The organism is Tahibacter amnicola, from assembly GCF_025398735.1.
In the GTDB taxonomy this organism is placed as follows: Bacteria; Pseudomonadota; Gammaproteobacteria; order Xanthomonadales; family Rhodanobacteraceae; genus Tahibacter; species Tahibacter amnicola.
In genome coordinates this window covers 5754260-5776948 of sequence record NZ_CP104694.1, presented here as the reverse complement: position 1 = coordinate 5776948, position 22689 = coordinate 5754260, and the positions used below count along the sequence as shown (strand labels likewise).

Below are 22689 nucleotides of genomic sequence, written 5' to 3'. Positions count from 1 at the left end.
CATCGCGAATTGCCCCGCTTACTGAATGCCGCGCGTCCGCAACGCATTCGGTGCGAAGTCAGTCGGCGTGCGCTGCAGCGCGAAGTTCATCTGCTCTTCCTGGTTGTCCAGGCCGCTGACCAGGTAACGGCCGCTCAGCAGGTCGTAGTGCACTTCCAGCGTCGGCGATACCATCGGCACTTCGTAGTAATTGATGGTGTGGGCTTCCGACAGGCGCCAGAGCTTGCCCTTGGTGTCGTAGTGGTCGGTCAGGAGGATCTGCCAGCTGTCCTCGTCCAGGTAGAACGTCCGGCGCGGGTGGATATGGCGCTTGCCCGCCTTGATCGTCGCTTCCACCACCCACACGCGGTGCAATTCGTAGCGCAGCTGCTTGGTCTCGAGGTGGCCCGGGCGGACCAGGTCTTCCGGCTTGAGGTCGCCCGAATCCAGGCGGTAGGCGTTGTAGGGAACGTACATTTCCTTCTTGCCGACCAGCTTCCAGTCGTACAGGTCCAGCGCGCCGTTGAACATGTCGAGCATGTCGTTGGTGCGCAGGCCTTCGGAGGCGGTGCCCGGGTTGTCGTAGGCCACGTTCGGCGCGCGGCGCACGCGGCGCTGGCCGGCGTTGTACAGCCACACGTCACGTGGGGCGACCGTCGGATTCAGCGTTTCGTGAATGACCTGCATGTTGCCGGCCAGGCGGGCAGGGCTCTCGACGCTCTGGAAGTAGTACGAGAACACGTTGCCGATGGAGGCCAGCGTGGCGCCCTGGCGGAAATACGGGAACAGGAACTCCTCGCGCACGCGGGCCAGCACGAACTGGCCGCTCGGCGTCGGCGCCGCCTGGTTCCACCAGCGCGACACCGCGATGCCGCGGTACTTGAGCTTGTGGTTCCACATCACTTCCTGGCCCGTCTTGGGCAGCGGGAAGGGGAAGCCTTCAGCGGCATCGGTGAGAATGTCGCTGCCGTCGGCGAGATTGGCCGACATGGCGTTCTTCTTGGTCATCTCGTACGTCCGCGCCGGGAAGGCCGCGCTGCGGCGCGTCGGATAAACGTTGAGCTTGAGTGTCGGATGCTTCTTGAGCAGCGCGACCTGGCCGGGCGAGAGGCTGTCGGCAAAGCGCGCCACGTTGTTGGCGTCGATGCTGAACGACACCGGGTCCTTGCCGTAGGGGTCGGTGTGATAGCCGCTCAGCTTGTAGTCCGCGGGCGGCGAGGTCAGGCCGCCTTCCCAGGCGGGAATCGTGCCCGCGGCGTTCGCGGCGCGTTCGGCGCCGAGCGGGGTGAGGTCCTTGTCGAGTCGAGCGGCGTCCTGCGGGGGCGGCAGCAGAAGCGGCGAGGGAAAGGCCCACGCAGACGCAAACGAGCGGCAGGCGCCGCCAGCCGGTAGCGAACATGAAGTGACTCCAGATGCGCGGCCGGGCGAGGACGTGGCCGCAGATAAACCCTAAGGGGCGCGCAGTGTCCGAACGGGATCTAGAGCAAACCATCAGCCGGCGTATGCTGGATTTGCCGGCGATTCAGGTGTGTCAACAGGTGTGACGGAAATGTTGCCGGACGGACTGCAAGGCCCGTCCGGCGACCGTTGTTGTCATTCCGGATCGTAATCGAGGATGGGCGCCAGCCAGCGTTCGGCGACTTCCAGCGTCCAGCCTTTGCGACGCGCGTAGTCTTCCACCTGTTCCTTGCTGACGCGGCCGACGACGAAATACTGGCTCTGCGGGTGCGAGAAATACCAGCCGGACACCGCCGCCGCCGGATACATCGCGAAGCTGTCCGTCAGTTCGATGCCCGCGTTCGCCGGTGCGTCGAGCAGGTCGAACAGCGTGGCTTTCTCGCTGTGTTCCGGACAGGCGGGATAGCCCGGCGCAGGACGGATACCGCGGTACTTCTCGGCGATCAGCGCGTCGTTGGGCAGTGCCTCGTCGGCGGCGTAGCCCCAGAATTCGCGGCGGACTCGCTCGTGCATGCGCTCGGCAAAGGCTTCCGCGAAGCGATCGGCCAGCGCTTTTAGCAGGATCGACGAATAGTCATCGTGGTCGGCTTCGAAACGCGCCAGGTGCGGTTCGATGCCGATGCCCGCCGTCACGGCGAATCCGCCGATCCAGTCAGCAACCCCGCTGGCCTTGGGCGCGATGAAATCGGCCAGGCAGAAATCCGGGCGATCCACCGGCTTGTCGACCTGCTGGCGCAGGAAACGCAGCGTGGCGATCGGCTTGCTGGTGTCGTCGCCGCCGTAGACGAGCACGTCATCGTCGGTGGCGTTGGCGCGCCACAGGCCGATGACCGCACGCGCGCTGATCCACTTCTCGGCGAGAATCTTCTTGAGCATCGCCTGCGCGTCGCGGAACAGTTCGCGCGCCTGCGCACCGACGATCTCGTCGTCGAGGATGGCTGGATAGTGCCCGGCCAGTTCCCAGGTGGAGAAAAACGGCGTCCAGTCGATGTAGTCGACCAGTTCGGCCAGCGGGTAATCGGCGAACACAGTGATGCCGGGCTGTTTCGGCGCCGGCGGTGTGTAGTTCGCCCAGTCGCCCTGGAAGCGCTGCGCGCGGGCGGCGGCCAGTGGCACCAGCTTCTTGCCAGGGCCGCGGTCCTTGTGGCGTTCGCGGATGTCGGCGTACTCGCGGCGGATCTTCGCCATGAACTCGTCGACCAGTTCCCGGGAGATGAGCGATTGCGCCACGCCGACAGCGCGGGAGGCGTCCTTGACCCATACCGTGGGCGCCTTGTAGTGCGGTTCGATCTTCAGTGCCGTGTGCGCGCGGGACGTCGTCGCACCGCCGATCAGCAGCGGCATTTCCAGGCCCTGGCGCTGCATTTCCTTGGCGACGTGGCTCATTTCTTCCAGCGACGGCGTGATGAGACCGGAAAGACCGATCATGTCGGCGCGCTCTTCGCGTGCCGTGTCGAGAATCTTCTGCGTGGGCACCATCACGCCCAGATCCACCACGTCGAAGTTGTTACAGCGCAGCACCACGGCGACGATGTTCTTGCCGATGTCGTGCACGTCGCCCTTGACGGTCGCCAGCACGATCTTGCCGTTGGACTTGCCCGCATCACCGCTGCGCAGCTTTTCTTCCTCGATGTATGGCAGCAGATACGCCACGGCGCGCTTCATCACGCGCGCGGACTTCACCACCTGCGGCAGGAACATCTTGCCGGCGCCGAACAGGTCGCCGACGACGTTCATGCCGTCCATCAGGGGGCCTTCGATCACGTCGAGCGGTCGGCGCGATTGCGCACGCACCTCTTCCGTATCACCTTCGATGTATTGGTCAATGCCGTGGACCAGCGCGTGCTTGAGGCGTTCGCGCACGGGCGCGTCACGCCACGCCAGCGACTCGGTGACCACTTCGCCCTTCTTCGCCTTGTAGCGGTCGGCGATCTCCAGCAGCCGTTCGGTGGCATCCGGGCGGCGGTTGAGCACCACGTCCTCGACGCGCTCGCGCAGCAGCGGGTCGATATCGTCGACGATAGGCAGGCCGCCGGCGTTGACGATGCCCATGTCCATGCCTGCCGCGATGGCGTGGAACAGGAACACGGCATGGATCGCCTGGCGGACGGTTTCGTTACCGCGGAACGAGAACGAGACATTGGAGACACCGCCGGAGACATGGCAATGCGGCAAGGTCGCCTTGATGATGCGCGTGGCCTCGATGAAGTCGACCGCGTAGTTGTTGTGCTCTTCGATGCCGGTGGCGACGGCGAAGATGTTCGGGTCGAAGATGATGTCTTCCGGCGGGAAATCGAGCTCGTCGACCAGGATGCGATAGGCGCGCGTACAGATCTCCACCTTGCGGGCGCAGGTGTCGGCCTGTCCGACTTCGTCAAATGCCATCACCACGACGGCGGCGCCGTAGCGTCGCACCTTGCGCGCGTGTTCGATGAAGGTTTCGACGCCTTCCTTCATCGAGATCGAATTGACCACGCCCTTGCCCTGCAGGCACTGCAGGCCGGCTTCGATCACGGACCACTTGGAGGAATCGACCATGACCGGCACGCGGGCGATATCCGGCTCGGAGGCGATCAGGTTCAGAAAACGCACCATGGCCTGTTCCGAGTCGATCAGGCCTTCGTCCATGTTGACGTCGATGATCTGCGCGCCATTGGCAACCTGCTGGCGCGCGACCTCGACCGCCTCGTCGAAGCGGCCTTCCTTGATGAGCTTCTTGAACTGGGCCGAACCGGTGACGTTGGTGCGCTCGCCCACGTTGACGAAGTTGAGTTCCGGCGTCAGCACCAGCGGTTCGAGGCCGGACAGTCGCGTGTAGCGGGGAAGCGTGGAAGTGTCGTTGTTAGTCATTGCCGTGTCCCGCCGGGGCGGGTGAATTCAGGATGCGTTCCGCGCGAAGGCGGGATGTCGTTCGTGCCGGGCGTGTTGCCTTGTCAGGCGACTTTGTCGACCGGGTAGACCACCGGCTGGCGTGGCGTGATGCCGCGCACCGCCTCGGCAATCGCTTTGATGTGCGCCGGGGTGGTTCCGCAGCAGCCGCCGACCAGGTTCAGCAAGCCTGCCTGGGCAAACTCCTGCACCGTCGCGGCCATCTCCTCGGGCGACTCGTCGTATTCGCCGAAGGCGTTGGGAAGGCCGGCGTTGGGGTGTGTGCTCACGTAGCAGTCGGCGATGGTGGCCAGCGTCTCCACATGCGGGCGCAGATCTTTGGCGCCCAGCGCGCAGTTGAGCCCGATCGAGAGCGGTTGCGTGTGGCGCATGGAATAGAAGAAAGCTTCGGCGGTCTGGCCCGAGAGCGTGCGTCCGGAGCGGTCCGTGATGGTGCCCGAGATCATCACGGGCAGGCGCGCGCCGCGCTCGTCGAAGACCTGCTCGACGGCGAACAGCGCTGCCTTGGCGTTGAGCGTGTCGAAGATGGTCTCGACCATGATGATGTCCGCGCCGCCGTCGATCAGTCCCTTGACCGCTTCACGGTAGGTTGCCGCCAGCTCGTCGAAGGTGACATTGCGGAAGCCCGGGTCGTTCACGTCGGGGCTGATCGATGCCGTGCGGCTGGTCGGACCGAGCACGCCGATCACGAAGCGGGGTTTGTCGGGCGTTTTCGCCTCGATCGCATCGCAGCATTCGCGGGCGATGCGGGCGCCTTCGCGGTTGAGTTCGTACACGATGTGTTCGAGGTGGTAATCCGCCTGGCTGATTGAGGTGGCGTTGAAGGTGTTGGTTTCGACCAGGTCCGCGCCGGCTTCGAGATAGTCCGTGTGTACCGCCGCGATGATGTGCGGCTGGGTCAGCAGGAGCAGATCGTTGTTGCCCTTCAGGTCGCCGACGTGGTGGCAGTTGTCGTGCACGTGGGCGTGCCGCGCATCATAGCCCTGCGCGAAACGATCACCGCGGTAGCCGGCTTCGTCGAGTTTGTAGCCCTGGATCATCGTACCCATGGCGCCATCGATGATCAGGATTCGGTTTGCCAGCGCCTGCTGCAGGCTCTGCGCGCGGGTGGGGTTGATCCAGGGCAGGGTTTTCATGGTCATGCGGATTCTTTGGCAATGGGGGCCGCGTCGGGGCGGCGGGCAAACGGTGGTGGGCGGACGCTCAGCGCTTTCTCGCCAGTAGCGTCAGCACCTCGAAATGCGGTGGTCTTCGTTCGCGCGTCGCGCGTTCGCAGGCCAGGACGTCCAGGCCGGCGGCGTGCGCAAATTCGCGCAGTTCCTCGGGTTTGAAGCCCAGATTGCGGTGGTCGAACGGTTCGACCGCATTGCGGTGCGCGTGCTTGCCGAGTGTTGCGGCCAGGAGCCTTCCGCCGGGACGCAACACCCGCGCCGCCTCGGCGACGACGGTGGCGGGCCGGTCGGTGTAGGTCAGCGCGTGCATCAGCAGGACCAGGTCGAACTGGCGTTCGCCCAGGTCGAGCGCGTGCATGTCGCCCAGGCGGACCTCCACGTTGCGCAGCGGTTTCAGGCGCGTACGTGCGGCGCTCACCACGCGCTCGCTGGCATCCAGGCACACGATGGAGCGCGCGCTGGGCGCCAGGAGTTCGGCAAGGACTCCGTCCCCGGAGGCAATGTCGAGCACATCGCCGGTGTCCACCAGCTGGGTCATGGCGCGTGCCATCGCTTCCCAGGTGCGTCCCGGCGAATAGTGGCGTTCCATGTCGCCGGCCACCGTGTCGGCCCAGCCTTCGGCATGCGCACGCTGGGCCAGCACGCCCGGCAGGCGTTCGTCGTCCTCGCGCAGGAGGGCGTCGTCGACGCTTTCCTTGAGCGCGCGCAGCAGGGCTTCTTCGCGGCCAGGCAGCTCGGCGTTGAAGCGGTAATAGGCGGAAACCCCGGCGCGACGGTCGCGCACGAGATCGGCTTCCTTGAGCTTGGCCAGATGCGTGGATACGCGCGGCTGCGCCAGGCGCAGCACGGCAGACAGTTCCGCCACGGTGAGTTCTTCGCGCTCGAGCAGGGCCAGCAGGCGAACCCGCGTCGGATCCGAAAGCAGGCGCAAGAGTGCCGAGGTGGCGGCCAGATCCACTATCTATCCTTTCATCTTGATCGAGAGATGGAGTGGAAGGGTAGTCGCCGCGCTCCCAAGCGTCAATCAAGCGCTGGCAAGCCCGTTCCCGGGGGCGCGCGCCATGGCCCCGGTCGCCTTGGCGCCCGGTGTCGAATCCCCTGCGTCGCCGGTTGTTGCGGCTGGTCTCGGGGAAAAGATGTTTCAAATCAGCGGGATAATCAGGGCGCTCGGCGCTGGCACGACGGAGTGCACCGCACGCTGCCGTCCGGAAGATTTGGCGCCCAACCCCAAGTTCGCGTGGGAACCGGTAAAATACGCGGTCTTTCACTGCGCGTTCACGCCGGCGCTGTGTGCGCCGGCATCGTCATGTCTTTCCGGCCAGGAGCTGCCATGGATTTCCGCTTTACCGACGACCAGCTTTCGATCCAGTCCATCGCGCGTGATTTCGCGCAGAAGCGTATTGCGCCGGTCGCGGCCGAGTTCGATCACAAGGGTGAGTTTCCGCTCGACAATATCCGCGAAATGGGCCAGCTCGGGCTGATGGGCATCGAAGTGCCCGTCGAGTACGGCGGTGCGGGCATGGATTCGATTTCCTACGTGCTGGCCATGATCGAGATTGCCGCGGCCGACTGCGCCCACTCGACCATCATGTCGGTCAACAACACCCTGTATTGCAACGGCTTGCTGAAGTTCGGCACGCACGAGCAGAAGCTCAAGTACGTCGCGCCGATCGCCTCGGGCCAGGCCATTGGCGCTTTTGCGCTGACCGAGCCCCAGTCGGGCTCGGACGCCACTGCCATGCGCTGCCGCGCCGTGCGCCAGGCGGATGGCAGCTACGTCATCAACGGCAAGAAGAGCTGGATCACGTCCGGCCCGGTGGCCAAGTACATCCTGCTCTTCGCCATGAGCGAGCCGGAGAAGGGCGCCCGGGGCATCACGGCCTTCATCGTCGACACCGACCGCGCCGGTTTCCACCGCGGCAAGACCGAACCCAAGCTGGGCATCCGTGCCTCGGCCACCTGCGAGATCGAATTCACCGATTACCGCTGCACGGCGGACGAGGTCATCGGCACCGAAGGCGAAGGTTTCAAGATCGCCATGGGCGTGCTGGACGCCGGCCGCATTGGCATTGCCTCGCAGGCCGTGGGCCTGGCCCGCGCTGCCTATGAGGCCACTATCGCCTACTCGCAGGAGCGCAAGGCCTTCGGTCAGTCGATCGGCAGTTTCCAGATGACCCAGGCCAAGATCGCCGACATGAAGTGCAAGCTCGACGCCTCGCACCTTCTGACCCTGCGCGCCGCCTGGGCCAAGCAGCAGGCGCAGGAGAACGGTGGTCGCTTCTCGACCGAGGCGGCGGTGGCCAAGCTGACGGCGTCAGAATCGGCAATGTGGATTACGCACCAGGCCGTACAAATACACGGTGGCATGGGGTATTCCAAGGAAATGCCGCTGGAACGCTACTTCCGCGATGCCAAGATCACCGAGATCTACGAAGGCACCAGCGAGATCCAGCGCATGGTGATTGCGCGTAACGAAACCGGTTTGCGCTGATTGCGCGTTGGCGGGGCCGGAACGCCACTGCGTTCCGCCCCCGCCTGCCTGGCGACGGCTGGCCGGATGGCAGGGGTCCGCGTCGCTGGCGGGCTGGCGGGCAGATGGCGTGACACAGGTCGCAGCCCGGGTGGGCAGGCGCCTGCCTCTGCTTGCCAAAACCGTACTTAAACACCCGTTTTGACGAGGTTTTCTGCTGGATTCGGCGGCGGCGCAGGCGTATCCTTCCGCGCCTCATTATCTGCTTCCAGGGAAGCCCATGTCCGCCAAGAGCGAGATCGCGCAGACGCCGGCCGTCGAGGCCGTTCTTACCGAACTCAAAAGCAAGCTGACCGCCGCCCGGCTCAAGGAAGCCCAGACGTTCGCAGCGCAGCTCTTGCGGCGCATCCCGGCCGACGACCTTGCCGTCCGCCCGGCCAGCCAGTGGGCCGCCATGGCCCTGGATCTCCTGGAGTTTGTCCGCGTGCGCAAGGCCGGCGTCCCGAGCGTGCGGGTGATCAATCCCACGCTCGAGGAACAGGGCTACGAATCGACCCACAGCGTGCTGGAAGTCGTCACCGACGATTCGCCGTTCCTGGTGGATTCGGTCAGCATGGCGGTCAGCGGTGCGGGCCTGCTGGTCCACGCCATCGCGCATCCGGTCTTCAGCATCGAGCGCGACGCCGGCGGCCATGTGCTGCACCTGAGCGCCGATTCGGACGGCGGCAAGGGACGTCTTGAATCGATCATGCACTTTGAGATCAGCCGCGTGGCGGAAGCCGAGGAGATGGCCCGGCTCAAGGACAAGATCGCGGCCGTACTCGCCGACGTGCGCAGTGCCGTCGTCGACTGGAAGGCGATGCGCGACAAGATGCTCTCGCTCGCCAGCGACCTGCCGCAGCGCAAGCTGCCGATCGATGCCGCGGGCGTTGCCGAAGCGCAGGAGTTCCTGCGGTTCGTGGCCGATGACCACTTCACGTTCCTCGGTTATCGTGAATACAAGGTCGACAAGGTCGGCGACGAAGACGTGCTCGCCACGGTGCCTTCCTCGGGCCTTGGCATCCTGCGCAATGACGACAGCCCGGCTCCGCGTCCACTGCGCACGCTCGTTGCGCGCGACCTGCCCCAGTCCGGTTCGATCGACGCGATCATCCTGACCAAGACCAACTCCCGCGCGACAGTGCATCGTCCCGCGTACATGGACTACATCAGCGTGCTCGGCTTCAACGACGCCGGCGTGCCGGTGACCGAGCAGCGCTTCCTCGGCCTGTTCACCTCGGGTGCGTACATGCGTCGCCCGCAGGACGTTCCGCTCGTGCGTCACAAGTACGAAGGCGTGATGGCGCGCTCGGGGCTCAAGCGCGAGTCGCACTCGGGCAAGGCCATGCGCCACATCCTCGAGACGCTCCCGCGCGATGAACTGTTCCAGGCGACCGAGGAAGAACTCTTCGGCACGGCCACGGGTATCCTGGCGCTGCAGGAACGCACCCGTTCGCGCGTTTTCGTCCGTCGTGACAAGTACGGGCGTTTCTTCTCGTGCCTGGTGTTCATCCCGCGCGATCGCTTCGACCACGCCACGCGCGAGCGCATCGAGGCCATGTTCAAGCGCGCGCTCCACGGCGACCGCGTCGATTCGACGGTGCAGGTCGGCGAGTCGGCACTGGCGCGCCTGCACCTGATCATTCGTCCCAAGTCCGGCGAGCGTCCGGAATACGACGTGGCCGAGCTGGAACAGAAGCTCGGGCAGCTGGTGCGCAACTGGTCCGACGAACTGCGCGATGCGTTGATCCAGAAACACGGCGAAGACAAGGGGCTGAAACTCGCCCATCGCTTCGGCAAGGCGCTGCCCGCCAGCTACATCGAGGAAGTCACGCCGCTGCTGGCCGTGGCCGATGTCGATGCCGCTGCCGCGCTCAAGACCTCCGAGGACATCCGCCTGTCGCTGTACCGCTCGCGCAAGAAGGGCGGTGGACTGCGCTTCAAGCTGTTCCGCTATGGTGCGCCGATCACGCTGTCGGAAGCCCTGCCCATGCTCGAGAACATGGGCCTGAAGATTCTCTCCGAGCATCCGTATGAAATGGACCTGGGTGAATCGATCATCTCGATCCAGGATTTCGACGTGCAGCCGGCCATGCGCTTCGAGTTCGACATCGACGAAGTGCGCGAGGCCTTCCAGAATGCCTTCGAGCGCATCTGGCGCGGCCAGGCCGAGAACGACGGCTTCAACAAGCTGATCCTCGGCGCCAACATGGACTGGCGCCAGGTCGCAATGCTGCGCGGCTACTGCAAATACCTGCTGCAGACCGGCGTGCCGTTCTCGCAGAGCTACATGGAAGAAACGCTCAACCACTATCCGGCAATCGCCGGCCTGCTGGTCGAGCTGTTCGAGATCAAGTTCGATCCGGACCGCGACGGCGCATCCAAGGCGTCCGTGGAGCAGGCGAAGAAGCGCCTGATGAAGGAGCTCGAGGCGCTGGTTCCCGAAGACGTGCGCACGACCAACGCCGCGGCCTTCGAAGCGCTCTACGCCTCGCGCACCGAATCGCGCGAGACCCAGGCCGACGCTGTCATTGCGGTCATCCGCGTGCTGCTTGATCGCGTCGCCAGCCTCGACGAAGACCGCATCCTGCGCAGCTTCGCCAGCGTCATCCGTGCCACCCTGCGTACCGGCTTCTACCAGACCGTGGGCGGCAAGCCGAAAGACTACATCAGCTTCAAGTTTGATCCGGCCCAGGTGCCCGATCTCCCCAAGCCGCGCCCGTACCGCGAAATCTTCGTGTACTCGCCGCGCGTGGAAGGCGTGCACCTGCGCTTCGGCCCGGTCGCCCGCGGCGGCCTGCGCTGGTCGGATCGCCGGGAAGACTTCCGTACCGAAGTGCTGGGCCTGGTGAAGGCGCAGATGGTGAAGAACACCGTCATCGTGCCGGTTGGCGCGAAGGGCGGCTTCTTCGTGAAGCGCCTGCCGGCCGGCGGCGACCGCGACGCCGTGCTCGCCGAAGGCATCGCCTGCTACCGTATGTTCATCAACGGCCTGCTGGACATCACCGACAACCTCGTCGACGGCAAGGTCGTGCACCCGCAGCGCGTCGTCCGTCACGATAACGATGATCCCTATCTCGTCGTTGCCGCCGACAAGGGCACGGCCACCTTCTCGGATATCGCCAACTCGATCTCGGCCGACCATGGCTTCTGGCTGGGCGATGCGTTCGCCTCCGGTGGTTCGGTGGGCTATGACCACAAGGGCATGGGCATCACCGCCAAGGGCGGCTGGGAATCGGTCAAACGCCACTTCCGTGCGATGGGCCGTGATTCGCAGAGTGAAGACTTCACCTGCGTGGGCATCGGCGACATGTCCGGTGACGTGTTCGGCAACGGCATGCTGCTGTCCAAGCACATCCGCCTGGTGGCCGCCTTCGACCACCGCCACATCTTCCTGGATCCCAACCCCAATGCCGCGGTGTCCTTCCGCGAGCGCACGCGCATGTTCGCGCTGCCGCGTTCGTCCTGGGCCGACTACGATGCCTCGCTCATTTCCAAGGGCGGCGGCATTTTCCCGCGTACCGCCAAGACGATTCCGGTGAGCCCGGAAGTGCGCGAGGCGCTCGGTATCGACGCGGCCGTCGATGCACTGGCGCCTAATGACCTGATGCGCGCCATTCTCAAGGCACCGGTCGACCTGCTCTGGAACGGCGGCATCGGTACCTATGTGAAGGCCGAGTCCGAAACCAACGCTGATGTCGGTGACCGCGCCAACAATGCGATCCGCATCAATGGCAAGGAACTGCGCTGCCGCCTGGTGGGCGAGGGCGGCAACCTGGGCATGACCCAGCGCGGCCGCATCGAGGCTGCGCTCAGCGCCGGCGTCCTGCTCAACACCGACTTCATCGACAACTCGGCGGGCGTTGATACCTCCGACCACGAGGTCAACATCAAGATCCTGCTCGGGGATGCCGTGCTGCGCGACGAGCTGACCATCGAGGCGCGCAATGTGCTGCTCGCCGACATGACCGACGAAGTCGAGCGGCTGGTGCTGATCGACAACTATCGCCAGAACCAGGCGATCAGCGTGATGGAGCGCATGTCCGTCAGCCGCCTGGGCGCCAAGCAGCATTTCGTGCGTACGCTCGAATCGCAGGGGCTGCTCGACCGCCAGCTGGAATTCCTGCCCAGTGACGCGGAGTTTGCCGAGCGCAAGTCACGTGGTCTGGGCCTGACGCGCCCTGAACTGTCGATCCTGCTGTCGTACTCCAAGATCGTGCTGTTCCAGCAACTGCTCGATTCGGACGTCCCCGAAGACGCCTATCTGTCGCGTGAACTCAAGCGTTACTTCCCCGAGCCGCTGCGCGAGAAGTACGCCGATCATATGGAACGTCACCGTCTGAAGCGCGAAATCATCGCCACGGCCGTGACCAACTCGATGATCAACCGCATGGGCGCCACCTTCGTGCTGCGCATGCAGGAAGACACCGGCCAGGCGCCGGCGCCGATCGCCAAGGCCTTCACCATTGCCCGCGAAGTGCTGGACGCGCGCGGCCTGTGGGCCTCGATCGAGGCGCTGGACGGCAAGGTCAACGGCAACGCGCAGATCGATGCGCTGCTGGTGATCTGGCAGCTGCTGCGCAACATGACGCGCTGGCTGCTCAACCAGCCGGGTGAATCGCTGGATATCGCCAGGGCCGTGGCCCGCTACGAGCCCGGCATGCTGGCGCTCAGGCAGGACCTCCTGCGCGTCATCGCGCCGAGCGAGAAGCAGGCCTATGCGTCTGCCCGCGAACGCTGGCTGGCACAGGGCTTCCCGGCGGACCTCGCCGACCAGCTGGCCGCGATCCCGGCACTGGGTTCGGCGCTGGATGTCATCAGCGTCACCGAAACCCAGAAGAGCGCCGTTGGCCCTGTTGCCGAGGTGTACTACGCCCTGGGCGAGGCGCTGCATCTGAAGTGGCTGATGCAGAAGATCGAAGAATTGCCCGTGGAAAGCCGCTGGCATGCCCACGCGCGCGGCAGCCTGCGCGACGAGCTGTACGTGCAGCACCGCGCCCTCGCCGCGCAGGTGCTCAACAAGGGTGGCAAGGGCGGTGGTGCGGAGCTGGTCGAGCAGTGGCTCAATCGCGACGATGCCTCGCTCAAGTTCACCCTGGGCATGTTCGCGGACATGCGCACGCAGGTCGTGACGGACTACCCGATCGTGTCGGTTGCCGTGCGGCGCCTGGCACAGCTGGTGCAGGCAGGGGCGCGCTGACGCTAAGCCCGTTGGCTTGGGCGGGTGCGCCACAGGGCGACCCGCCCCTCGTGTCTTGTGAGGGTGGTTTTGGAGGTTGGGCTGAGCGCTGGCGATGCCCGACACCGGTTAGGTGCCGACGCGCAATGCGATCGGTCGCTCCAGTGCGTCAGCTACGCTTACTGTAGCCCGGGTATGCGTGGCGCACTCGGGGTGAATGATGCGTTGCCGTCAGGTCGACGCCATCAGTCGCCTTTCATCATCATCGAAGGCCAACCCCGGGTGATCCCTGCGGGTTGACTCAGCTACAGAAAGCGTAGCCACATGGGCAAAGAGCGATAGGTCGGCTGGCTGAAGGGCAGGCGAACGCTTTGGTTCTTCGAGCGCCAACGCGGAGAGGCCCCCTGGCAGTGTCGGCACCGCCTCCCTCAGCGCCAACCGGCGACAGCGCAGGGTGATGAGGCCGGCTGCGCGTCGGCCGGGCCGTTCCGGGCCCCTGGAAGCTCGCCAGATCCGCGCCCGGGCGTCGAAACCGGCCCTGCGTGTTCATGTCAAATCGCTGTATCCACTTGGCAAAATCTACGCACCCACGACACGGCAGTGCGGTTACACTCGGGCTTCCCTGGGAACCCGATACCGCAATGAGCCAGCGCATTCATTTCGTTGCCAGCAAGACCGAGGACGCCCAGGCGGCGCTGGCAACGCTGCGTACCCAGTACGGCGAAGTGCCGATCGACGAAGCGGAAGTGATCGTGGCGTTGGGCGGCGATGGCTTCATGCTGCAGACCTTGCACCGCCATCACGCCCGGGGGCTGCCGGTCTATGGCATGAAGCTGGGGTCCGTCGGGTTCCTGATGAACCAGTACCAGCCCGACGTCCTGCGCGACCGGTTGGCGCGGGCCGTTCCAACCACCTTGCATCCCCTGTGCATGGACGTGCAGACGGAGTCAGGCTCCGCGGTGACGGCGACGGCCTTCAACGAGGTTTCGCTGCTGCGCCAGACCAAGCAGGCAGCGCATGTGCGGGTCTACCTCAATGGTGCGATGAAACTCGATGAACTCGTCTGCGACGGCATCCTGGTTTCAACGCCGGCCGGCTCCACGGCCTACAACCTCTCGGCGCATGGCCCGATCCTGCCCCTGGGGTCGAACGTCCTGGCGATGACACCCATCAGTCCGTTCCGCCCGCGGCGCTGGCGCGGGGCCATCCTGCCCGCGGCGACGGAGGTGAAACTGGAGGTGCTGGATCCGTACAAGCGCCCGGTCAGTGCCACGGCCGATTCCTACGAAGTGCGCGACATCGTCGAGGTCACCGTGCGGGAATCGCGGGAGCAGACCATGAACCTGCTCTTCGATCCGGAGCACAACCTCGAAGATCGCATCCTCAACGAGCAGTTCGAGAATTGACCGCTGCGCGCCCCGCGTGGCGGTTCCGGGAGACGGCAATGAGCGAGCACAATCCGCAGGCGGAGCAGATGGGCGATGAGTCCATGGCGCGCAACCTCGGATACCAGGCGCAGGCCATCTGGCCGCAGGAAGAAGCCCTGTTCGACCGTTACCGGTTGTCGGGGCCGATTCGCATCCTGGACCTGGGCTGCGGCACGGGCGAGATCACCCGGCGGCTGGCACTGAGGTACGCGGGGGCGCAGCTGCTTGGCGTGGACATCCTCGACAGCAATCTTCAGATCGCCCGGCGCGGCGGTGACGCGGACGGTCGTATCCAGTATCGCGTCGCCGATGCGTTTGCGCTGGACGTGCCCGAGGCGCCGTTCGACCTCGTCGTCTGCCGGCACATGTCGCAGGCAGTACCGCGCTTCGCCCTGGTCCTCGAACAGATTTGCCGTGTTCTCAAGCCCGGCGGCTGGCTGCATTTGCTGTCGGAAGACTACGGCATGCTCCACATGCCCAGGCAGGCGCGTGATCCGGATGCCTTCTGGCAGGGCACGGTATTGCCGTACCTGGAAAGCCTTGGCTGCGACGGCCGCATCGGCCGGCATTCGGTACCGTTGCTGCTGCAACACGGGTTCAGCGCGGTCGCGATCGACTACGTGACGGTCGACACCCTGCGTGCCCGCGACCCGTTTGCCGGAATCATCAGCGCCTGGCGCGATGGCTATGTCGATGTGCTGGCGCAGGCCAGTGGTCGGCCGCCGGATGAGGTGCGCGCTGATTTCGACGCTATCATCGCGTCCATCCGCGATCCGGCGGGTTACGCCGTCTGGCATGTACCGGTCATTTCTGGCCAATGGCCTCCCACGGAGCGATGAAGTGAACGCGCCTCCGACGGTCTATCCCTGCCGGGTGTGCGGATTGCTGCACGAACAGCCGCTGTGGGGCCAGGATGACAAGACGCCGAGCTGGGAAGTGTGCGTGTGTTGCGGCTACCAGGTCGGGTACCACGATTGTTCTCCGGTCGCGGCGCGACACTTTCGTGAAACCTGGATTGCGCGGGGTGCCCGATGGCGCTTTCCCGAACGCTGTCCACCGGATTGGCAGTGGCAGGCGCAGGTGAAGAACATCCCCGAGCAGTTTCTGCTCGCCACCGACGTCGTTCTCTACCCCTGTCGCGTCTGCGGCCTGCTGGACGAGGTTCCGCCCTGGGGCGCGGACGGGTGCAATCCCTCGCATGACATCTGCGTCTGTTGCGGATCGGAAGCCGGATACGAGGATTGCCTGCCGGAAGCGGCCCGGGTGAACCGGCAGCGTTGGCTCGATGCCGGCGCGGTCTGGTTTGATCGTGCGTGTCGACCGCCGGAATGGGATTGCCAGGCGCAGTTGCAGAACGTGCCCGAAGCGTTCCGCTGAGGCAGCGGGCCCGGGCTCCGGTGCGGGACGTTCGCACTGCCGGGCGCGGCGTGTCGATCACAATGCGTAGCAAGGGTGGCGGTTGCCGTGTGATAGGCAGGGGTCTCCATGTGCGCTTTGTCAATTCGGACACGAAAAGACGATAGGGAAATGTATAGGTGCTTTCACAAAAGTGCCCGACGCATTTCGATACATTGGGCGGCCGCTGGCGTCGCCGAATCGCGTTCGTGGACCGTGGCCGGCCGCCGGCCGGCCTGTATCGGCCATCAGACAGGAGTACGTTCGATGAAAGTGCACTACGCGTTGGCGTTTGCCCTGGCAGCCTCGATTCCGCAGTTGGCATGCGCCGCCGGCAACGGCCCGGCCAGCCCTGCGGACACCGCCGCCAAGGTGTCTCCGCCCGCCGCAAGCGGTACCACTTCCCTGGCCTGCTACTTCCAGAAGGGAACGGACATCAAGTACGAGTGGGGGCTGACCTCCAACTCCGAGTGGTACCAGCTGCCGGGTCAGTACCAGACGACCACTTACACCAAGTTGCAGAAGTTCTTCTCGACCGCCAGCACCAACGACATCACCACCGCGTGCAACAATGCCCAGGTGTACTACAAGCTGGTCGGCTACACGATGTTTGCCGCGTTTGCCGCATCGTCGGGCGCGGGGTCGAACTATCCCATCGTGATCAACAACACCGAGCTGTATCCGCAGTACTGATCACTCGGCGCCGCCCTGCCCGGGCGGCGTCCCGGTCGGCCTCCCGCGCGCCGTGCGGCGCCGGAGAGGCCGGCGAACCGGTCGTCACGGTCGAGCCGGCTGTTCGCCCTGCTCCCACGGCCGGGCTCCCCGTCCGGCGACAGCCGGAGGGGCGGTGGGAAGCCTCCGACACATGACCCGGGCGCCGGAGTGCGGTACCTTCCGCCGCGGCAGCGAAAGCGAGGCAGTGCAGGGCGCGGATTTTCCCGGACTGGCTTGAGGCGGATTGCCGACTGACATCCGGAGTTTCCATGACCGAAGCGACTCTCGCGGCGCCCTCGACGCCCGCACCGGCCGCGCGCATGCCGCGCCAGATCCCGAACATCATCGGCAACGAGGCGTGCGAGCGTTTCAGCTTCTACGGGATGCGCAACATCCTGACCGTATTCCTGGTTTCGTCCCTGCTGACCTACCTGCCCGAGGCCGACCGGCCTACCGAGGCCAAACACATTTTTCACACGTTCCTGATCGGCGTGTACTTCTTCCCTCTGCTCGGCGGCTGGCTGGCCGACCGCCTGATGGGCAAGTACTGGACGATCATGAGCTTCAGCCTGATCTATTGCGTCGGGCACGTCATGCTGGCGGTATTCGAGCACGACCGCACCGGCTTCCTGTTCGGCCTGGGCCTGATCGCCTTCGGGTCCGGTGGCATCAAGCCCTGCGTGGCGGCGTTCTGCGGCGACCAGTTCGACAAGTCCACCAAGCACCTGGCCAAGATCGTCTTCGACGCCTTCTACTGGAGTATCAACTTCGGGTCCCTGTTCGCATCGCTGCTGATGCCGGTGTTCCTGAAGAAGTACGGCGCATCGGTCGCGTTCGGTATTCCGGGTGCGCTGATGTTTGTCGCTACTTTCATCTTCTGGCTGGCGCGCAAGCACTACGTGATCATCCCGCCGGCACCACCGAGTCCCGATTCCTTCGTCCGCGTGGCCATGACGGCGCTGGTCAGCCGCGACGGCGGTGCGCGCTGGGGGTACGTGCTTGCGATGATGGGCGTTGCACTGGGGTTGGGATCGCTGGTGTTCGCGCCGCAGCTGGGCATCGTCGCGGCGCTGTGCCTGGCCGTGGTGATCTTCCTCGGATTCGCCGGCGGCGGGACGTGGATCCAGCTGGACCGCGCGCGCGGCCGGCATCCGGAAATCGCGGTGGACGGCGTGCGGGTCGTCCTGCGCATGCTGATCGTCTTCGCGCTGGTGACGCCGTTCTGGTCGCTGTTTGACCAGAAGGCATCGACGTGGGTGTTGCAGGCCAGCGCGATGACCACGCCGGAATGGTTCCAGCCCTCGCAGATGCAGGCGCTCAATCCCCTGCTGGTAATGATCCTGATTCCGTTCAATAACCTCGTGCTGTACCCGGCGCTGCGCCGGTATTTCGGCTACGAGCCGACGGCGTTGCGCCGGATGACCTTCGGCATCGCGTTCAGCAGCCTGGCCTGGGTGGCGGCGGGCGGATTGCAGCTGGCGATCGACGGCGGAAGCGCGGTGTCCATCGTCTGGCAGATCCTGCCCTATGTGCTGCTGACCATGGGTGAAGTACTGGTATCGGCGACGGGCATCGAGTTCGCCTACAGCCAGGCGCCTTCGTCGATGAAGGGCGTGCTGATGAGCTTCTGGTACCTCGCCGTGACCGTGGGCAACCTGTGGGTGCTGCTGGTCAACAGCGGCGTGCGCAACGAAGCGGTGACCCAGTCGATCGCTTCCACGGGCCTGAGCGTGACGGCATTTCAGATGTTCTTCTTTGCGGCTTTCGCGGCCGTTGCAGCGTTGATTTTCGGCCTCTACGCCCGAACTTACCGCGAAGTGGACAATTACCGTCCGACGGACTGACCGGACGCCTGCTGGTGCGCGACACACGTTCGTGTCACGCACCGGCGCGCAGCGGTGGTTTTCAGAGTGTCGCCAACCATTCGTCATCCGATCCTTCGTTCATACCCTCGAACAGGAAGGTCGACAGGTAGCGTTCGCCCGTATCCGGCAGCATGGCCAGGATGACGTTGCCAGCGGGCGCATTGCGCGCGACTTCCAGTGCCGCCGCGAAAGTTCCACCGGCGGAGATCCCGCAGAAGATGCCTTCGTAGGCCGCAAGATTGCGCGCGGTATCGCGCGCCAGCACGTCGTCGATCGGAATGACGCGGTGCGCGACGTCGCGCCTGAGGACGGCCGGTATGAAATCCGGTGTCCAGCCCTGGATCTTGTGCGGCTTCCACTCGGCGCCCGAAAGGAGTGAGGCGCCCGCGGGTTCAGTCACGACGATCTCGACGTCCGGACGGGCGAGGCGAATCATTTCACCGGCACCGGTGAGCGTGCCGCCGGTGCCCCAGCCGGTGACGAAGGTGTCCAGACGGCGGCCAGCGAAATCCTGCAGGATCTCGGGGCCGGTCGTGCTGCGGTGGTAGGCGGGATTGGCTTCGTTCTCGAACTGGCGGGCGAGGAAGGCGCCATGGCGCTGGGCAAACTCTTCGGCCCGCTTGACCATGCCGCTGCCGCGTTCCGCGGCGGGTGTGAGAATCACCCGGGCACCCAGGGCACGCATGATCTTGCGCCGCTCGACCGAGAAGGTCTCCACCATGAACGCGACGAACTGGTAGCCCTTGGCCGCGCACACCATCGCCAGCGCAATGCCGGTGTTGCCCGATGTCGCCTCGACGATCATCTGGCCAGGCTTGAGCAACCCCTTTGCCTCCGCATCGAGCACGATGGCCAGTGCCAGCCGGTCTTTCACCGAGGACATCGGGTTGAAGGCCTCGAGCTTTACATAGAGTTCCACGCCGGCCGGTGCAAGCCGGTTGATCTTCACGATGGGCGTACGGCCGACAGTGTCGAGGATGCTCGCGTGGATCATGGCGGGTCTCCGGGCGAAGGTCCGCGCAGTATCGTCCTATTGCCGGCGCCCTGCCAGGGCAGGCGCGCGCTCATCGGGCTGCGGCGACGTCCCGTACGATGCCGGTGTGGCGCCGGGTAAGGCACTTTGCGGCGAGATCCGGAAATATACCTGGGTACATGTGCATCCGGCCCGGACTGGGGCTGCGTACTTTTCCTGTGCCTGGCGGCGATGGGCCCCGCACAGCCAGGCCTATCCCAATCCCTGTGAGGACACCATGAAACGTATCGAATACGGCGCCCTGAGGCGCTGGATCCCGGGTGCGCTGGCGATGCTGGCCAGCAGCGTTGCAATGGCCGATGGCAGCTCGGTCAGCGGCATCACGATTTCGCCGGGAGCACGTGTCGCCTTGCCCGATTGCTACGCCGCGCAGTACAACCCGAATGGATTCGTCGACGTAGCCGGCACCACGAACGGCTCGGTAACCTTCCGCGTGCGCTACGGCGTGAACGTGGAGCCGAAGTCCAATCTCGACGAATACGTCTATACGCGCGGCGGCGGTTTCCACCAGCAGTATGTGAGTGGCCTGAACTATCCGGGGCCGGGCTACTACAAGGCCATTGCCGTCAACACCGGTACGCAGAACGCCGTGGTCAGTCTCAGTATCAGTTGTCGCTGAGATCCGCGACGGCTGGCGCGCGGCCGTCGGTTTGAACCTGCCGCGGCACCGGCGCGCCGGTGCCGCGGGTCATCAGGTCAGGATGTTCTCCAGCGCCCGCTTGGCGGCATCGAAGGAGAAGTGGCGCTGCACGTTGGCCAGGCCGTTGGCGGACAGCGTCTTCCACAACGCCTTGTCGTGGTACAGGCGGACGATCGCGTCGGCAAATGCCGCGGCATCTTCCGCCACCAGTACGTCGCTGCCGGCGGCGATATGCATGCCCTCCACCGCACAACCCGTGGCAACGACGGGCAAGCCATAGCTCATGGCCATGTTCACCTTGCCCTTTACGCCGGCGCCGTAGCGCAGCGGCGCCACGGAAATGCGGCAGCCGTCCATGAAGGGTTCGAGATCTTCCACGAAGCCGTGGACGATGAGCCGGTCGTCCGCCAGTGCCTGGATGTCCGGCGGGGGCGGGTGACCGATAACGTGGAAACGCACCTCCGGCAAAGCCAGCCGCACGCGCGGGAAGACCTCGCGCGCGAACCACAGCACGGCGTCTTCGTTGGGCGGGTGCTGGAAGCTGCCGACGAAGACGAGGTCGCTGCGCTCGTCGAACGGTCGGCGGCAGCCGAACACCTCGTGCACGTTGGACAGTATTTCCACGCGCGTATTCGGCACCTCGGTGGCGAGGATGTCTTTCTCCACCGGACTGACGACCAGGGTCACATCGCATTCGCGAATCAGTTTCTGCTCCTGCGCGCGCGTCAGCTCGGCCTTGCGCAGGAGATCGCCGCTGCCTTCCAGCTCGGCCGCGCGGCGTTCGCGCAGGTAGTGCAGGTCGACCGTGTCGAAGATCAACCGGGCCTGGCGTGCGTACAGGCGTGCGAGCCCCAGGTAGTTGATCGCGACGTAATGGCGCGACAGCACGATGGCGTCGTATTCCCGGCCGCGCTCCCGGAAGAAGCGGATCGGATCGCTCAGGAAGGGGTGGTAGAGCACTTCCACGCCCAGGGACTGCAGCGCAGGTGTGTAGCGATCCAGGTACAGACGGTTCTCGGAGAAGAAGCTGACATGCCAGCCCAGCGCCTTGAGCAGGCGCATCAGGTTCACCATGCGCAGCGAGCCGGAATCCTGGTCGGGCGTTGGCGTGCAGGCGTCGATGATGAGGATCCGCCGGGAGTGACGGAAGGTGGCCGCGCGACGCGCATCGGCCGGATCGTCGATCGGGGCGGGTTGCAGCGCCAGCGCGTCTTTCCATTTGTCCAGGAATTTCTCGCGATTGACGACCTGGTAGCGCTTGATGCCGGAACCGGTATCCGTGCCGGCGGTGATGCCTTCGAAGTGGATGACGGTCGAAGCGGGTTCGTAGAACACCTTGAGTCCCGCTGCGCGCACGGCGAAGGCCAGGTCGGTATCTTCGTAATAGGCTGGCGCATAGCGGCGGTCGAAGCCGCCCAGGCGCTCGAACAGTTCGCGCCGCAGCATGATCGCCGCGCCGGAGCAGTAGTCGGCTTCGCGCCGGAAGTTGTAGGCCGGGTCGGCGGGATTGTCGAAGCGACCGTAGTTCCAGCCTGATCCGTCGCGAAAGACGATGCCGCCGGCTTCCTGCAGGCGGCCGTCGGGATAGACCAGCTTGGCGCCGACCAGGCCCGCCTCGGGTTCATCGCGGAAACAGGCCATGAGCGCTTCGAGCCAGTTCGGCGTGACGACGGTGTCGTTATTGAGGAACAGCACGTAGTCGCCGCGCGACAGGGCGGCGCCGGCATTGCACGATCCGACGAAGCCGAGGTTTTCCGCGTTGCGGTGCACACGCACGCCAGACACGCTGGCCAGCCGGCGCGGCGTGTCGTCGCTGGAGCAGTCGTCGACGAGTATCACCTCGAAAGGGGTGGGGCCTGCGTGTTGCGCCAGTGAGCGCAGGCAGGCGACCGTATACTCGATCTTGTTGTATACCGGAATGACGATCGACACCACGGGTGAGTCGACGCCCGGTACGGAAAACGGCAGCCCGTCATCCTGGGGCAGATCGGCCACGGGGGTGATGGGTACTTGTCCGCGACGGAACTCCGTTCCGATGCGACGCACGGTACCGATGATGCCGCGCCGCCGCAGGCTGCCCTGGGTGCGGCGCCAGGCATTGATCAGTCGCGACACATGGAACGACAGCCGTGCGCGCAGGCCGCGCAGCTTGCGCATGCCGAAACGCAGCGGCCTGGTCAGTCGCCAGGACAGGCTGCCGTAGGCCAGTTCGAGCTCGTCGCGCAGGCTTAGGGCCCAGCGCGTGCGGTCTTCGAACTCGGCGCGCAGCTTGTTCACCGTGGTGGTGTGTTCGACCTGCAGTTTCTGCAGGGCGGTGGCGGCACGTTTGTGGTCGCGCTCCAGTTCGGTGGCCCATTCGGCGCGGCGATCCAGTTCGCGCGCCTGTTCGACCAGGCGCTCGGCCATGCCGCGCAGACGATGCTCGCTCT

At 65.2% G+C, this 22689-nt stretch carries 14 protein-coding genes; 8 read left to right on the top strand and 6 right to left on the bottom strand.

From position 1 onward, the window contains the following. Nucleotides 1–18 precede the first annotated feature (18 nt). The 4 genes from N4264_RS22780 to N4264_RS22765 form a co-directional block, all read right to left on the bottom strand. A complete protein-coding gene (locus N4264_RS22780) occupies nucleotides 19–1137 on the bottom strand; it encodes a DUF1329 domain-containing protein (protein WP_261694504.1) in 1119 nt (372 codons plus the stop codon). Between the two features lie 435 nt (nucleotides 1138–1572). Then, complete coding sequence (gene metH / locus N4264_RS22775) at nucleotides 1573–4287, bottom strand: methionine synthase (protein ID WP_261694503.1); 2715 nt, start codon at nucleotides 4285–4287, stop codon at nucleotides 1573–1575. 83 nt (nucleotides 4288–4370) lie between these two features. Further along, the gene (locus N4264_RS22770) at nucleotides 4371–5462 is read right to left on the bottom strand and encodes a homocysteine S-methyltransferase family protein (RefSeq protein ID WP_261697686.1); all 1092 of its coding nucleotides are present in this window, start codon (nucleotides 5460–5462) and stop codon (nucleotides 4371–4373) included. 67 nt (nucleotides 5463–5529) lie between these two features. Then, on the bottom strand, nucleotides 5530–6456 hold the full coding sequence (locus tag N4264_RS22765; protein ID WP_261694502.1) for an ArsR/SmtB family transcription factor: 927 nt from the start codon (nucleotides 6454–6456) through the stop codon (nucleotides 5530–5532). 348 nt (nucleotides 6457–6804) lie between these two features. Here N4264_RS22765 and N4264_RS22760 point away from each other — a divergent pair, with 348 nt between their 5' ends. The 7 genes from N4264_RS22760 (at nucleotide 6805) to N4264_RS22730 (ending at nucleotide 18566) form a co-directional block, all read left to right on the top strand. Then, nucleotides 6805–7989: an acyl-CoA dehydrogenase family protein gene (locus tag N4264_RS22760; protein WP_425508293.1), complete on the top strand. Its 1185-nt coding sequence runs from the start codon at nucleotides 6805–6807 to the stop codon at nucleotides 7987–7989. 259 nt (nucleotides 7990–8248) lie between these two features. Further along, on the top strand, nucleotides 8249–13207 hold the full coding sequence (locus tag N4264_RS22755; RefSeq protein WP_261694500.1) for an NAD-glutamate dehydrogenase: 4959 nt from the start codon (nucleotides 8249–8251) through the stop codon (nucleotides 13205–13207). Between the two features lie 620 nt (nucleotides 13208–13827). Then, nucleotides 13828–14592 (top strand): NAD kinase, encoded by a 765-nt coding sequence (locus N4264_RS22750; protein ID WP_261694499.1) that lies wholly within the window; start codon nucleotides 13828–13830, stop codon nucleotides 14590–14592. Nucleotides 14593–14630: 38 nt separating this feature from the next. Then, the gene (locus N4264_RS22745) at nucleotides 14631–15452 is read left to right on the top strand and encodes a class I SAM-dependent methyltransferase (protein WP_261694498.1); all 822 of its coding nucleotides are present in this window, start codon (nucleotides 14631–14633) and stop codon (nucleotides 15450–15452) included. A 1-nt stretch (nucleotide 15453) separates the two neighbouring features. Further along, entirely contained in the window at nucleotides 15454–15990 is a 537-nt protein-coding gene (locus tag N4264_RS22740) for a hypothetical protein (protein WP_261694497.1), read from the top strand. A gap of 285 nt (nucleotides 15991–16275) precedes the next feature. Then, a complete protein-coding gene (locus N4264_RS22735) occupies nucleotides 16276–16701 on the top strand; it encodes a hypothetical protein (RefSeq protein ID WP_261694496.1) in 426 nt (141 codons plus the stop codon). Nucleotides 16702–16991: 290 nt separating this feature from the next. Then, entirely contained in the window at nucleotides 16992–18566 is a 1575-nt protein-coding gene (locus N4264_RS22730) for a POT-type proton-dependent oligopeptide transporter (RefSeq protein WP_261694495.1), read from the top strand. Nucleotides 18567–18627: 61 nt separating this feature from the next. Here N4264_RS22730 and cysK read toward each other — a convergent pair whose 3' ends face one another. After that, the gene (cysK, locus tag N4264_RS22725) at nucleotides 18628–19581 is read right to left on the bottom strand and encodes a cysteine synthase A (RefSeq protein WP_261694494.1); all 954 of its coding nucleotides are present in this window, start codon (nucleotides 19579–19581) and stop codon (nucleotides 18628–18630) included. Nucleotides 19582–19837: 256 nt separating this feature from the next. Between cysK and N4264_RS22720 the strand changes: the two genes are divergently transcribed. After that, entirely contained in the window at nucleotides 19838–20239 is a 402-nt protein-coding gene (locus N4264_RS22720) for a hypothetical protein (protein WP_261694493.1), read from the top strand. Nucleotides 20240–20311: 72 nt separating this feature from the next. Here the strand turns inward: N4264_RS22720 and N4264_RS25935 are convergent, their stop codons facing one another. Further along, nucleotides 20312–22417 (bottom strand): glycosyltransferase, encoded by a 2106-nt coding sequence (locus N4264_RS25935; RefSeq protein ID WP_425508360.1) that lies wholly within the window; start codon nucleotides 22415–22417, stop codon nucleotides 20312–20314. Nucleotides 22418–22689 lie beyond the last annotated feature (272 nt).

Coding starts and splice junctions, on each gene's coding strand:
- N4264_RS22750 (WP_261694499.1), top strand. CDS start 13,828: ATGAGCCAGCGCATTCATTTCGTTGCCAGCAAGACCGAGGACGCCCAG.
- N4264_RS22770 (WP_261697686.1), bottom strand. CDS start 5,462: ATGAAAACCCTGCCCTGGATCAACCCCACCCGCGCGCAGAGCCTGCAG.
- metH (WP_261694503.1), bottom strand. CDS start 4,287: ATGACTAACAACGACACTTCCACGCTTCCCCGCTACACGCGACTGTCC.
- N4264_RS22735 (WP_261694496.1), top strand. CDS start 16,276: ATGAAAGTGCACTACGCGTTGGCGTTTGCCCTGGCAGCCTCGATTCCG.
- N4264_RS22730 (WP_261694495.1), top strand. CDS start 16,992: ATGACCGAAGCGACTCTCGCGGCGCCCTCGACGCCCGCACCGGCCGCG.
- cysK (WP_261694494.1), bottom strand. CDS start 19,581: ATGATCCACGCGAGCATCCTCGACACTGTCGGCCGTACGCCCATCGTG.
- N4264_RS25935 (WP_425508360.1), bottom strand. CDS start 22,417: ATGCGCAAGCTGCGCGGCCTGCGCGCACGGCTGTCGTTCCATGTGTCG.
- N4264_RS22745 (WP_261694498.1), top strand. CDS start 14,631: ATGAGCGAGCACAATCCGCAGGCGGAGCAGATGGGCGATGAGTCCATG.
- N4264_RS22760 (WP_425508293.1), top strand. CDS start 6,805: ATGTCTTTCCGGCCAGGAGCTGCCATGGATTTCCGCTTTACCGACGAC.
- N4264_RS22755 (WP_261694500.1), top strand. CDS start 8,249: ATGTCCGCCAAGAGCGAGATCGCGCAGACGCCGGCCGTCGAGGCCGTT.
- N4264_RS22720 (WP_261694493.1), top strand. CDS start 19,838: ATGAAACGTATCGAATACGGCGCCCTGAGGCGCTGGATCCCGGGTGCG.